Raw genomic sequence first — 12,833 nt, 5'->3', positions numbered from 1 at the left:
GTGATCGATCGCGTCGGCGACGTCGCGGGGCTCGGGGCAGAGAACGAGGTCGCGGAGGCCGATGAGGTCGCGGCGCTCGAGCCCTGGAACGAGGCCGCGGAGGCGGATGCGCGCGAGGTCGCGGCGGTCGGGGCAGGACGCGAGGTTGCGGAGGCCGATGTGCGCGAGGACGCGGCGGTCGGGGCAGGACGCGAGGTTGCGGAGGCGATTGCGCGCGAGGATGAGGTCGCGGCGGTCGGGGCAGGACGCGAGGTTGCGGAGGCGATTGCGCGCGAGGTCGAGGCGGTCGGGGCAGGACGCGAGGTTGCGGAGGCCGATGCGTGCGAGGATGAGGTCGCGGCGCTCGAGCCTTGGAACGAGGCCGCGGAGGCGGATGCGCGCGAGGTCGCGGCGCTCTGGCCAGGGAACGAGGCTGCGGAGGCCGATGCGCGCGAGGACGCGGACGCCGGCTCAGCGATCGAGGCCGATGCGCGCGAGGATGAAGTCGCGGCGTATGGGCTGTCGGCGGTCGAGATGGAAGAGGCCGGCGCGGCGTGCTCGCGGGCGGCGGCGCAGTCACGCGAAGATGAAGTCGCGGTCATCGTCGCCGGGATCGACGCAGGCGACGGGGCGCCTCCTCCGGGCCGGGACGGCCCGGCCGCGCGCGCAGGTCCGACGGCGGAGGGGTCCGTGCACGCGGCGCCGGGTCGCGGCGAGGCGGCAGAGCGAGGGGGAGGCGCGGCGGACCTGGGTCGTGCGTGACGGGAGCGCGGCAAGGGTGGCCCCTGAGGCGAGGAGGTGGCGGCGGCGATCGGCCGAGACCGAGGGCCGGCGAATGGCTTAGCATACGAGCGATTGCTGCGGGCAGGGGGATCGATCGCGCACAGCGTCGCCGGCGCGCCGGGCCGCGCGTGGGGGCGCGTCCGGGCCCTGCCGCTCGCGCTGGCGGCGGTGATCGCTGCGGCGCCCGACGAGGCCGCAGCGACCGAGGTGCGCGCGGTCGCCCGCACGCTGGGTGAAGGGTACATGGTCCAAGTGCCAGGTCCCGAAGGACAGCTGCTGTCGCGGCGCCGGCTGGTCCAGTACGTCAACCTCGGGGTCTACGACCTGCTGCCGCCGCGCGCGGCCGACGAGAAGCGGCGCGCGTGGGAGGACGGCCAGCTGCGGATCGTGACGTCGATGCGGCTGCGCCACGACTTCGGCAGCTACGTGCGTCCGGGCGACGACCGGGCGGCGCGCCTCGTCAACGCGATCGACGGGCGCCAGATCGACGTGATGTTCGCGTACCTCGAGGGCGAGAACCTCGGCAACCGGGTCGACTTCAAGCTCGGGCGCCAGTTCGAGTTCAGCGGGCTCGACTGGTACGCGTTCGACGGCGGGTGGGCGCGGGTGCGGATCCCGGCCCACCTCGCGCTCGAGGCGTTCGGCGGCCTGCAGGTCGACGGCACCGCGGTGTTCGGCCTGCCGACCTTCGAGCTCGACGGCACCCAGGGCACCGCGGCGGACCGCGCGTTCTCGCCGATGTTCGGCGCCGGCGTGTCGCTGTGGGGGCTCAAGTGGATCGACGCGCGCGTGGCCTACCGGCGCACGTTCACGCCGGCCGGGATCAACCGCCAGATCGTCGACGACGACGGCAGCCTCGGCCTGCCGTCGGGGGTCGACCAGGAGGTGGTGAGCGCCAGCTTCGCCGGCAACTTCGCCGGCGGGCGGGTCAGCCCGTACGGCGCGCTGCGCATGAACCTCGGGACAGGTCGCCTCGACGACGTGACCGCGGGCCTGCAGCTGGCGTTCACGCCGCAGCACCTGCTGCGCGCGCTGTACATCCGCACGCTGCCGATCTTCGACCTCGACTCGATCTTCAACGTGTTCGCGCTGACGCCGTTCGAGGACGCGCGGCTGGTGTTCGAGGTGCGGCCGAGGCCGCGGATCTCGCTGCAGGCGCGCGGGCAGATGCGGTTCTTCCGCAGCGAGACGACGGCGGCGCTCGGCACCTCGCCGCTGAAGACGCTGCAGCTCGGGGCCGGCGGCGGGGCGTCGGCGGCGTACCGCGGGCGCCGCTTCTCCGGCCGCCTCGACGGCTACGGCCTCGGCGGCGAGGGCGGGACGCGCGCCGGCGGCAGCCTCGACACGCGGACGATGGTGTGGTGGGACCGGCTGGCCCTCGACGCCCGCATCTACGGCGTGTACTACCGCGACGAGGTCACCGAGGCCCGTCGCGGCTACAGCGTGGCGCTGCAGCTCGGGCTCAACGCCCAGCTGTGGCGCGGCATCCACCTCGCGGTGCTCGGCGAGGAGATGTTCACGACCTTCTATTCGCAGGCCTTCCGGCTGTTCGGCGCGCTGACGGCCGACTGGTCGATCCGGGTGCGGAGGTGAGCATGACGCGGCACACGAACACGACGCGGCGGGAGGGGCGGGGCCACGGGCGGGCCGCGGCGATCGCCGGCGTGATCATCGCTATGGCCTTCGGGACAGGTCTTTACGTACAGGCGGGCGGCGGCCTCACCGTCGGCAACGTGCCGGCGACCGCCCCGGTGACGCACGGGCCGATGCGCGGCGGCAGCCCGGTGTACCCGGAGCAGGACATCCCGCTGCGCTTCAACCATGGGCAGCACCTCGGGCTCGGTCTGGCGTGCGCGCGCTGCCACACCAAGATCGGCGAGAGCGACAAGGCGGCCGACTTCAACTTCCCGACCGGGGCGGTGTGCGACAGCTGCCACGGGCCGCAGCACCCGCGTCCGGCGACCGAGCCGGCCCGCTGCGGGCAGTGCCACACGCGGGTGTCGGAGAACCGGGTGACTGCGACCCTGCGCGCGCCCAAGGCCAACCTCCACTTCTCGCACAAGAAGCACCTCGCGGCCGGCGCCAGCTGCCAGTCGTGCCACGGCGACATGTCGAAGGTGCGCATGGCGACGGTGCTGCAGCTGCCGAGCGAGGCGTCGTGCCTGAGCTGCCACGACGGGCGCAAGGCGAGCAGCCGGTGCGCGACCTGCCACCCGGCCGACACCAACGGCAAGCTGGCGACGCGCAGCTTCAGCGACCGGGTGATGCCGGCGCTGGTGCCCCGCGGCAAGAGCTCGTGGGGCGCGGCGCACGACCTCGCGTTCGTCGAGGACCACCGCGGGATCGCCAAGGCCAACCCCGGGCTGTGCGCGCAGTGCCACACCGAGACGTTCTGCACCGACTGCCACGCGGGCGCGGTGCGGCCGATGCGGATCCACGCGGCCGACTACATGACGACGCACGCGCTCGACGCCCGCGCGAACACGCAGGACTGCCAGTCGTGCCACCGCATGCAGAGCGACTGCCTGGCCTGCCACCAGCGGCTCGGGATGGGCGACGGCCCCGACGCGAAGTTCGGCGTCGGCTCGTCGCTGCGGTTCCACCCCGCCGGCTGGGAGGGCCCGCCCGACTCGCCGCAGAGCCACGCGTTCGCGGCCCAGCGCAACATCGCCACCTGCGCCAGCTGCCACACCGAGGACAGCTGCCTGGCCTGCCACGCCACCACCGGGGCTGCCATGCCGGGGCTCAACGTCAGCCCGCACGGGCCCGGGTTCGCGGCGTCGATGCGCTGCTCGGCGCTGGCGGCGAGGAACCACCGCGTGTGCCTGAAGTGCCACGAGCCCGGCGACCCGCGCAACGAGTGCCTGTGAGGCGGAGCGCTGCGCGCGGGCCGGTGTGTTCGGACATGTCGTGAAGGACATGCCCTTGATAAAAGGTTCTAAGGGGCATGTTGCATGGGACATGCCCCCTTGGACATGAGCGTCACAGCTCGACGGCCGGCAGGGCCGCGCCGAGCTCGTCGGGGCCGTCGCCGCGGTTCTCGTCGTCGCCGAGGCCGAGCTGGCCGCTCTGGTTGCGGCCCCAGCACTTGACCGCGCCGCTCTCGAGCACCGCGCAGGCGTGCTCCCAGCCGACCGCGACGGAGACGGCCTGATCGCCGAGGTCGAGCGCCAGGAGGTCGTCGCCCATCTCGCCGGGCATGTCGCCGCGGGTCTGGGTGTCGCCGAGGCCGAGCTGGCCGTATTTGTTGGCGCCCCAGCACTTGACCAGGCCGCCCGCGAGCACGGCGCAGGCCTGGCCCTCGTTGGCCGAGACGCTCATGACCTTGGGCCCGAGCTCGACGACGGGCAGGTCGTCGCCCATCTCGCCGGGGCCCTCGCCGCGGGGCGAGGTGTCGCCGAGGCCGAGCTGGCCGACGTTGTTGGCGCCCCAGCACTTGAGGGCGCCGCCGACGAGCGTGGCGCAGGTGCCGAGGCCGCCGCCGACGACGTCGATCAGCTCGACGTCGCCGAGGTCGACTGCGGGCAGCATGGCGCCCATCTCGTTCGGCTGGTCGCCGTGGTTCTGGGCGTCGCCGTAGCCGAGCTGGCCGCTCGAGCCGGTGCCCCAGCACTTGAGCGCGCCGCTCTCGAGGCGGGCGCAGGTGTGGAGCTGGCCGGCAGAGACGGCCGCGGCCGCGCCGGCGAGATCGACGAACGGCAGGTCGTCGCCCATCTCGCCCGGGCCGTCGCCCAGGGGGTTGATGTTGCCGTGGCCGAGCTGGCCGCCGAGCGCCTGACCCCAGCACTTGACGCCGCCGCCCTGCAGGAGCGCGCAGCTGTGGAGGGTGCCGACGGTGACCGCGAGGGCGTGGGTGCCCGCGCCGAGGTCGACCGCGGGCAGGGCGTCGCCCATCTCACCGGGGTCGTCGCCGCGGTCCTCGCTGTCGCCGAGGCCGAGCTGGCCGCCCAGGTTGTAGCCCCAGCACTTGATGGCGCCGGACTCGAGCGCGGCGCAGGTGTGGAACTGGCGGGCCGACAGGGCGACCACGACCGCGTCGGCGCCGAGGTCGACGTGGGGCAGGGCGTCGCCCATCTCGCCGGGGTCGTCGCCGCGGTTGTCGCCGTCGCCGAGGCCGAGCTGGCCGTAGTGGTTGCTGCCCCAGCACTTGACCCGGCCGCCGAGGAGGGCGCAGGTGTGGGCGTCGCCGGCGACGAGCTGCGCCGCGCCGGCGGGCTCGCAGCGCTTGCCGTCGCCCTCGAAGCCGGGGTTGCAGGCGCACTCCCAGCCGCCCGGGGTGTTGCTGCAGGTCGCGTCGTCGCTGCAGTCGTCGAGGTCGCCCTCGCACTCGTCGAGGTCGCTGCACACGCTCGGCGAGCCGGTGCACTCCCAGCCGGGCTCGCCGACGCAAGCGGCGCTGCAACCGTCGCCGTCCTCGTCGTTGCCGTCGTCGCAGTCCTCGCCGTCGCCGATCGAGTCGTCGCCGCAGACCGAAGCGTCGTCGGTGTCGGCGGTGGTCGGCGCGTCGGTGGTGGGATCGCCGGTGGGGCCGACGCCGGTCTCGGTGGTGCCCGTCGGCGTGTCCGTGGTGGTGGGCTCGCCAGTGGTGGTCGTCGTGTCGGGCGCTTCGGGGCCGGTGGCGTCGCCGGTCGAGGTCGCGTCGGTGTCGCTGGTCGCAGGCGGATCGCCGCCGCAAGCGGCCAGGTACAGGATCGCAGTGAGGGCGAGGGGAGTCCGATGCAGGTAAGACATGTGCGCGCGGAGGTTGCACGGACGCTTGCGTGCAGTCAACGCGCGCCCCCGAGCGCCGGGCCGAGCGTGGCAGGAGCGATCCGGCACGGCCGACGCGCGGTCGAGAGGGCAGGGGGCGAGACATGTCGTAAAGGACATGTTTTTATGGAAATGTGATCACGGACATGTTTTCAAGGGCTTGTCCTTGTGGACATGTTGTTCGCGGCGCGGGGACCGGCGCGCTGCGTCGCGCGGGAGGCGGGTGACTCCGGGAGCGAGGCGCGGGGCCGCGGCGGGTGCGGGGAGGACGGTGAGCGTGGCTGATTGGACATGTCCTTGCGAACATGTCTCGCAGCGCCAGTGTCGAGCGGGAGAGGCTCGAGCTGCGGCGAGTGGGAAGGTTGCGAGGCGAGGGGCGGGGCCGCGGCGGTGCGGGGCGGACGGTGAGCGTGGCTGAGCGGACATGTCCTGGCGAACATGTCTCGCAGCGCCAGTGTCGAGCGGGAGAGGCTCGAGCTGCGGCGAGTGGGAAGGTTGCGAGGCGAGGGGCGGGGCCGCGGCGGTGCGGGGCGGACGGTGAGCGTGGCTGAGCGGACATGTCCTGGCGAACATGTCTCTCGGCACCTGTGCTGGCGAGCGCGGCGCGAGCTACGGCGGGCGGGCGAAGGTTGCCGGCGTTAACGAATTGCCTCCGTTGCGCGGTTGCGTACCATCGGCGGCATGAATCGCCCTCGCTGTTCGGAGCGCCGGTGGGTCGCGCTCGTCGTCGGGATCTTGTCGCTCGCCTGTTCGCCGGCTCCGCAGGAGGAGGCTGCGCCGGCGCGCCCGCAGCCGGAGAGCGCGGCCCCGCCGGCGAACGCGTCGCAGGGGATCGACGCGCAGCTCGAGGACGTCCTGCGTGTCGATCACTCGCAGACGGCCTACGCGATCCGGATCTCGGCTGACGACACGTTCGAAGAGGCCCGCGCGATCGCCCGGGACGTCCTGGGCAGGAGCCGGTTCTTGCCGTGGATCGTCCGGCAGGGCTTCGGCAAGGGCCTCTTCTTCGTGTTCGTCGGCGGCTACTCGAACCTCGAGGCCGCCACGGCCGATCGGCTGGACGCGCGGGCGGTCGTCGGCCAGGGCGCGATCGTGCAGGCGCTCCGCGACGAGTGTCCGTACCTGACGTGGAACGGCCGCGGCTATCACGACTGTACCCGTTGACCTCGTGTCATCGCCCCGGGCCGCGCAGGAGGCAGGCGCCGTCGCTGATCCACGCGCCGGCTTTCTGCGACGGGCGCCAGGCGCCGCCGACCAGGACGTCGCGGGGGTGCTGGGCGTGCACGGCCTCGCAGCCGGTGGTCGCCGAACCGGCGAGGATGTCGCCCGTGCCGCCGTCGATCACGCGCCGTAGCGACTCGCAGTCGGCGGGGGTCTCACGGCAGGCGGTGAGCGGCTGGCGATCCGTGCGGAGGTAACAGATGCACCACCAGGGTCGATCGCGCGGGGCGGAGGTCGTGGTCACGCTGCGCACCGGACTCTCGCGCGGACGCACGGCGTTGGGCTGCAGCTGCGACGCGTCCGCTGCGTCTTCGCGCCAGGCCTGCCACGCGGGTCGGGCGAGCGTCAGCAGGACGAGGACGGCCACGAGGACGGCGCTCACTGCGGCCATGCGCTCGGGCCAGAACCGCCAGCCGCGGACCTTCTGGCGCTGGAGGGTGATCGGCTCGTCCAGCAGCGAGCGGAGGTCGCCCTCGCTGAGGTTCAAGGCGACGCGCAGCTCGTTGAGGAGCGGACGCTCGGCGCCGACCCGCTTCTTGCGGCGCGCCTCGAACACTGCCCGCCGCAGGAGCGCACGGTTGGCGGCGCGCTCGCGCAGGGGCCCGAGCTCGGCGTCGGCGAGCCGGCTGGCCTGCTCGTCCGAGAGGCCGAGCTGCTGGCGATGGAGGTTCAGGACCTGCGCGGCGACGACGGGGATCGCGCCGGAAGGATCGGCGAGCTCGCGGACCTTGGCCGCGTAGGCGAGCACCGGATCGACGCGCTGCGCCTTGCTGATGACGATCGAGTAGCCCTCCTTCGACGGCAGGATCTGCGGGGACATGGCCGGGCGGATCGCCTGGACCTTCGAGCGCGCGTACTCGTGGAGCTCGTCGGCGGTGACGAGGCCGTCGTGGTTGAGATCGGCCTCGCCGGTGGTGATGCCGTGGACCAGGAACTGGGTGTAGGTCGAGAGGCCGCTGTCCTGGGCGTCGAACGAGTACTGGGTCGCAGAGCTCGAGGCGAGCACCGCCCGACCCTCGCCGCCGAGGAACTCGCGCAGGTCGACGCGCCCGGCGTCCTTCGCGTGCGTGCCGTCGGCGAACGCGCCGGAGAAGCAGCAGTCGAGGATCACGACCTGGCGACGCGAGCGGCAGTTGCTCATGGCGTCGTGGACGTGGCGCGAGTTGACGGCCGAGGCGCGCACGAGCTCGCCGTTGGCGTGCCGCCGGGTCTCCGGGACGGCGAAGAACAGGTGTCCGCGGTCGTCCTTGATCCCGTGGCCGGAGAAGTAGAAGAGGACGAGATCGTTCGGGTCGCGGTCGGTGAACAGCAGCTCGACCGCCTCGGCCAGGCGCAGGTGATCGGGGTTCTGCAGCCGCTGGACGTCGTCGAAGCCGGCGACGTCGCGCAGCACCGCGGCGATCATCTCGGCGTCGCGGAGGGAGCTCGGCAGCGGCGCGAGGCCGGTGTAGTAGTTGCTGACGCCGACGACCAGGGCGACGCGTCGCGCCATGGCTCAGGCCTCCTCCGCCAGCAGCCGGGCGGCGTCGGCGAGGAGGGCGTCGAAGTCGGCCGGGCTGCGGACGGTCCGCTGGAGCTTGCGCGCCCGCAGGTCGAGCTCCAGGGTGACCTCCCGCGACCGCAGGCGCTCCTTGAGCGTGGCGAAGAAGTGCGCGAGAGCGGCGGCGCCGAGCGAGGCGGTGAAGGCCGCGGGCACGAACCCCGCCGGCGACTTGGCGCCCGTCGGCGCCTCGGCGGCGCGCGGGCGCCGGACGTCGGCGAGGGCGTCGTGGGCGTCGCGGAGCTGCAGGTACAGCGCGTGGGCCAGGGCCTCTCGCTCGTCCTCGTCGAGGCGCGGATCGGTGACCAGTACCGTCACGAGCAACGGGCTTTGTATCTGCAAGTTCACCCCCGGGCAGTGTTCCCGGAGCGCGCTCGGGGCGTCAAGAGGGGGCGAGGCGGCTCGGGCTTGGCACGGAGAACAGCGTCCCTGCGCACGAGCCGGCGGGAGGCTCCGGCGAGGCCCGAGCGGCCGGCCCCGGCCGGCGCACGCGTGGCAGACGGGGGCAAGACCCGGCGGCGAGCGGGGATGTCCGAACGGACATGCCCCGAAGTTCGGAGCGACGGGCAGACGCAGACGCCCCGACGCGGCCCCGGACCCGGCGGCGGGCGGGGATGTCCGCGCAGACATGCCCAGAGTTTATGTCAGCGGGGCGAGCCAGAGCAGGACTTCACGAGCGGGGCCGAAGGGGCATGGAGCCCGGCCCCGATCGGGATGTCCGAACGGACATGCCCCGAAGTTCAGGGCAGCGGGGCGACCTCGGCGGGGCGGACCGCGAGCGACTCGTCGGCCTGTTCGACGAGGTCGAAGTAGGCGACCTGGCCGCGCTCGAGGTCGACGACCGCGAAGCCGCTGTCGTGGTCGGGGTGCAAGGTGCCCGGGTTGATGAAGACGAGCGGCGGGCCGGCCGGGCGGGCGAAGGCGCGGACCATGCGTTGATGGGTGTGGCCGCCGGCCGCGAGCCGCAGCGACGGATCGGCGAGCAGCTCGGCGAGGGCGAAGTTGGCCTCGAGGTCGTAGCCGGTGTGATGCGGGCGCAGGCGGACCATGTCGTCGGCGCCGACGCCGTGGCCGAGCAGCAGATCGCCGCGCACGGTCGCCAGTCGACGCGTGGCCGGCAGGGCCGTCAGATAGGCGAGCGTGGCCGGGGCGAGGTCGACTGCCTGGTGCGCGTGCCGGAGGCCCCGCAGCTCGTCGGCGAGCAGCCAGCGGTCGTGGTTGCCACACACGCCGAGGACCCGGTGCGCCGCGAGCAGGGCGCAGCAGCGATCGAGGTCGCCGCTGCCGTCGGCGAGGTCGCCGACGGCGAGCACTGCGTCGACCGGATGTCCCTTGAGCCAGGTGAGTGCGAGGGCGAGGCGGCGATCCTGGGCGTGGATGTCGCCGAGCAGGGCGAAGCGGCGGAGCACGGGGGGTCCGCGAGTATGCCACGCGGGCGGGCGAGGGGCCCGCGTCCGAGCGCGGTCCGAGGGCACGGCGGTCGCGCGCGGGCGGCGTCCGTGGGCGGTCCGATCGCGCGCGGCCCGGCGGTGGGACGATGACAGCATGCGACGGCGGCGGGCGGTGCTCTCGGCTGTACTTTCGGTCAGCTTGTTGCTGGCGCCCGCGCCGGCCGCGGCGCTGTGCGGGTTCTTCGTCGAACGCGCGGGCACGCCCCTGCGCAGCCGCGCGGCCACTGTGGTGCTGCTGCGCGAGGGCGACCGCACCGTGGTGACGATCCAGAGCGCGTACTCGGGGCCGCCGGAGGACTTCGCGCTGGTGGTGCCGGTGCCGCAGGTGCTGCGACGCGGCGACGTGCGGACGCTGCAGCGCGACGTGCTGGCGCGGGTCGACGCCGACTCGGCGCCGCGCTTGTTCGAGTCGTGGGAGCAGGACCCGTGCGCGCAGGCCAAGCAGGAGGCGCGCGGGATCTCCGTCGATTGGGGGAACACCACCAGCCCGGCGTTCGGCACGGTCCGGACCGATCGGCAGGTGCGCACCGAGGCGCGCTTCGCCGTCGGCGAGTACGACGTCGAGATCCTCGGTGCGCGTGACTCGGCCCGGCTGGTCGAGTGGCTGCGAGGCCGGGGCTACGTCCTCCCCGACGGCGCCGAGGCGGCGCTGCGACCGTATGTGCAGGCGGGCATGAAGTTCTTCGTCGCTCGCGTGGCGATCGATCGCGTGCGCCGCGACGCCGGCGGCGAGGTGACGCTGTCGCCGCTGCGGTTCCACTACGAGAGCGAGCGCTTCGAGCTGCCGGTGCGCCTCGGTCTGCTCAACGCCGACGGGCCGCAAGACCTGGTGGTGCACGTGCTGGCGCACGCCCGCTACGAGGTCGCGAACCGCGACAACCTGGCGGTGCCGACCGGTCTCGAGCTGACGCCGGCGACCACGGCCGTGTTCGACAAGGTGTACGCGGCCCTGCTCGACCACGTGTTCGCGGCCCGGCCGCGGGCGGTGCTCACGGAGTACGTCCACGCCCCGGAGACCTGGGCGCCGCTGGACTGGGTGACGCTGCGGAGCCTGGGAGGAGATGTCCTTTGGGACAGTCCGCGAGCGCCGGCGCCGGCGAGCCACGGGCTGGAGTTCGACGTGGCCGCCGAGGACCCGTTCCTCGCCACCGATCCCGGGGTGCGCAGCAAGTACCACGGGAAAGGGCCGCGGCCGCGGGTGTGGGGGCGGTCCGAGGGGCCGTACGGGTTGACGCACACGCGCCTGCGACTGCGCCTCGATCCCGGCGATCCAGGCGAGGACCTGGTGTTCGCGGCGGCACCGGCTGTCCGTGGGGCCATGCCCGATCGGCCAGTCGCAGGGCTGCCGGAGCCCGCGGGGCGCGACGACTTTCGGGCGAGCTACGTCGTCCGCCATCCGTGGCCCGGGATGGTCGCGTGCGCCCAGCCGCGGCGCGGGGCGTGGGGGTCGCTGCCCGCGGGAACGGTGCACCTGCCTGCGGTCGTCGATGCGTCCCGCGAGGTGGCGCTCCGCGACCACGTGATCGGCGAGCTGCCGGACCTCGGCGCGGCGACGCTGCCTGCGGGAGGCGAGGCGCGTGGCGGCGGAGAGTCGCCGCCGGCGAACCCCGGGTGCGGGCGCTGCCAGGCCGACGGCGGGGGAGGGTCGATCGGCCTGCTGGCGCTCGGGCTGCTGCGGCGCCGGCGGAGCTCCCACCGGGGGAGAGCCGACGAGGGGCCGTGACTGTCCGCGCGCCTCGAGGCTTCGCAAGCGAACGGTCTCGGCTCGCCGGCCGAGTTCGCCCTGCTGGCGCTCGGGCTGGCGCGGCGTCGCGGAGCGCTCAAGAGGTGAGAGCCGACGGCGCCGACGAGGCGCCGTGACTGTCCGCGCGCCCCGAGGCCACGCAAGCGAACGAGGTCGGCTCGCCGGCCGAACTCGCTCTGCTGGGCGCGCGGCGACCGCTCACCGGGCGAGAGCCGGGGGCGCCGAGTTCGTCGGCGGAGGGTCTTCGGGACATGTCCCGGCGGTCATGACGGATCGGGCATGTCACCAAGGACATGTCCCGAAGCTCGGGCGCCGGGCGGCCGAGCGTCAGAAGTCCGAGGGGGTGCTGAAGTCGACGGCGAACCACAGGACGTGGCTGGCCCCGCCGCGGTCGCGCTTCCACATGGCGGGCCCGAGGAACAGGCCGGGGGCGACCTCGCGGATCTCGTCGCGGATCCGGGCGATGAACCACGGGTTGCCCGGCTGCTCGTAGTCGAGGTAGACGCACGGCTCGCCGTCGACGACCGAGGGCTCGACGCGGGTGGCGAACGGGAACCACTCGAAGCGGCGGACGAGCAGGTCGACGCGGTTGATGCCGCGGCCCTCCTCGGCGCCGGCGGGGAAGAAGCTCTTGCCGTCCCAGGGGAAGCGGGGATGGCGGGCGAAGGCGCGGAGGAAGCGGGCGACAGGGCCGCGCTCGAGGCCGCGGACGGTCAGCATGCGGCCCTTCGGTCGACCGTCGAGGACGGTGAGATCGTCGGGCACCGAGCCGCGCCCGTAGAGGCCGCGCAGGGCGTCGCTCGAGAGAGCGGCGAGACGATCGAGGGAGAGGATCCGCTCGGGAGCGGCGGCGCGCGGTTCGGCTCGAGTGGCGGCGGTCATGCGGATCTTCGATGGTGAGAGATGCGGGCGAACACCCCTCGCGGCGAGGCGTACCCACTGGAGACGGTACGGGAGGTGGGCGAGGCGGTCAATCACACGCGCTGCGCGAGCGGCCGCAGCCGCCGTCCACGTGCTCGAGGCCGCTGTCGGCGATCGGGGTCGCGGGGCCGGAGGGGCCGAGCGAGCGGCGGATAACGTCGCTCGCTCGAGGTCGCTGCCGAGGGTCGGGCGCGCGTCGCCGGACGAGCGCGGAGAGGCCCGCGAGGTGAGCCGGGAGAGGCGTCGAGCGCGGCGAGGAGGTCGTCGCGCACCGCGAGTCATCGCCGAGGGCACCTCCGCGTCGCTGAGCTGCGCTCGAGATGGTGCGCCCCGAGGCCGGTGCTCGCCTGCCCGCGCAGCGATGAACGCGGGTCGGTTCTCGCAGCGCGAGGGGTCGCGCTCCCCAGCCGCGAGCACGATGCATCCGCACGCGCTGGGCTCCCTC

General features: G+C 73.7%; 10 protein-coding genes. 5 read left to right on the top strand and 5 right to left on the bottom strand.

The window, feature by feature from the left end; genetic code table 11:
• From O0S08_RS23460 to O0S08_RS23450, 3 genes are all read left to right on the top strand, one after another.
• Positions 1-741 carry a hypothetical protein gene (locus O0S08_RS23460; protein WP_269041459.1) on the top strand — a complete coding sequence of 247 codons (741 nt, stop codon included), beginning with the start codon at positions 1-3 and terminating at the stop codon, positions 739-741.
• Positions 742-834: 93 nt separating this feature from the next.
• Positions 835-2,355 carry a hypothetical protein gene (locus tag O0S08_RS23455; RefSeq protein ID WP_269041458.1) on the top strand — a complete coding sequence of 507 codons (1,521 nt, stop codon included), beginning with the start codon at positions 835-837 and terminating at the stop codon, positions 2,353-2,355.
• Between the two features lie 2 nt (positions 2,356-2,357).
• Positions 2,358-3,632 (top strand): cytochrome c3 family protein, encoded by a 1,275-nt coding sequence (locus O0S08_RS23450; RefSeq protein WP_269041457.1) that lies wholly within the window; start codon positions 2,358-2,360, stop codon positions 3,630-3,632.
• Between the two features lie 112 nt (positions 3,633-3,744).
• Here the strand turns inward: O0S08_RS23450 and O0S08_RS23445 are convergent, their stop codons facing one another.
• Positions 3,745-5,493, bottom strand: coding sequence for an EGF domain-containing protein (locus tag O0S08_RS23445; RefSeq protein ID WP_269041456.1), 1,749 nt, complete (start codon positions 5,491-5,493; stop codon positions 3,745-3,747).
• Between the two features lie 699 nt (positions 5,494-6,192).
• On the opposite strand from O0S08_RS23445, the gene O0S08_RS23440 reads away from it, so the two are divergent.
• Entirely contained in the window at positions 6,193-6,675 is a 483-nt protein-coding gene (locus O0S08_RS23440; protein ID WP_269041455.1) for an SPOR domain-containing protein, read from the top strand.
• Between the two features lie 7 nt (positions 6,676-6,682).
• Here O0S08_RS23440 and O0S08_RS23435 read toward each other — a convergent pair whose 3' ends face one another.
• The 3 genes from O0S08_RS23435 to O0S08_RS23425 form a co-directional block, all read right to left on the bottom strand.
• The gene (locus tag O0S08_RS23435; protein ID WP_269041454.1) at positions 6,683-8,224 is read right to left on the bottom strand and encodes a caspase family protein; all 1,542 of its coding nucleotides are present in this window, start codon (positions 8,222-8,224) and stop codon (positions 6,683-6,685) included.
• Between the two features lie 3 nt (positions 8,225-8,227).
• The gene (locus O0S08_RS23430; protein ID WP_269041453.1) at positions 8,228-8,590 is read right to left on the bottom strand and encodes a hypothetical protein; all 363 of its coding nucleotides are present in this window, start codon (positions 8,588-8,590) and stop codon (positions 8,228-8,230) included.
• A gap of 422 nt (positions 8,591-9,012) precedes the next feature.
• On the bottom strand, positions 9,013-9,681 hold the full coding sequence (locus tag O0S08_RS23425; protein WP_269041452.1) for a metallophosphoesterase family protein: 669 nt from the start codon (positions 9,679-9,681) through the stop codon (positions 9,013-9,015).
• 136 nt (positions 9,682-9,817) lie between these two features.
• On the opposite strand from O0S08_RS23425, the gene O0S08_RS23420 reads away from it, so the two are divergent.
• The gene (locus tag O0S08_RS23420) at positions 9,818-11,446 is read left to right on the top strand and encodes a DUF2330 domain-containing protein (RefSeq protein ID WP_269041451.1); all 1,629 of its coding nucleotides are present in this window, start codon (positions 9,818-9,820) and stop codon (positions 11,444-11,446) included.
• A gap of 348 nt (positions 11,447-11,794) precedes the next feature.
• Here O0S08_RS23420 and O0S08_RS23415 read toward each other — a convergent pair whose 3' ends face one another.
• Positions 11,795-12,349, bottom strand: coding sequence for a hypothetical protein (locus O0S08_RS23415; protein ID WP_269041450.1), 555 nt, complete (start codon positions 12,347-12,349; stop codon positions 11,795-11,797).
• Positions 12,350-12,833: the final 484 nt, after the last annotated feature.

This window comes from Nannocystis punicea (genome assembly GCF_026965555.1).
GTDB lineage: Bacteria > Myxococcota_A > Polyangia > Nannocystales > Nannocystaceae > Nannocystis > Nannocystis punicea.
This window is presented reverse-complemented; position numbering and strand designations above follow the sequence as displayed.

What these genes read in the sequence shown, in the direction of transcription:
- O0S08_RS23440 (WP_269041455.1), top strand. Translation starts at nt 6,193, where the DNA reads ATGAATCGCCCTCGCTGTTCGGAGCGCCGGTGGGTCGCGCTCGTCGTC.
- O0S08_RS23445 (WP_269041456.1), bottom strand. Translation starts at nt 5,493, where the DNA reads ATGTCTTACCTGCATCGGACTCCCCTCGCCCTCACTGCGATCCTGTAC.
- O0S08_RS23420 (WP_269041451.1), top strand. Translation starts at nt 9,818, where the DNA reads ATGCGACGGCGGCGGGCGGTGCTCTCGGCTGTACTTTCGGTCAGCTTG.
- O0S08_RS23415 (WP_269041450.1), bottom strand. Translation starts at nt 12,349, where the DNA reads ATGACCGCCGCCACTCGAGCCGAACCGCGCGCCGCCGCTCCCGAGCGG.
- O0S08_RS23450 (WP_269041457.1), top strand. Translation starts at nt 2,358, where the DNA reads ATGACGCGGCACACGAACACGACGCGGCGGGAGGGGCGGGGCCACGGG.
- O0S08_RS23435 (WP_269041454.1), bottom strand. Translation starts at nt 8,224, where the DNA reads ATGGCGCGACGCGTCGCCCTGGTCGTCGGCGTCAGCAACTACTACACC.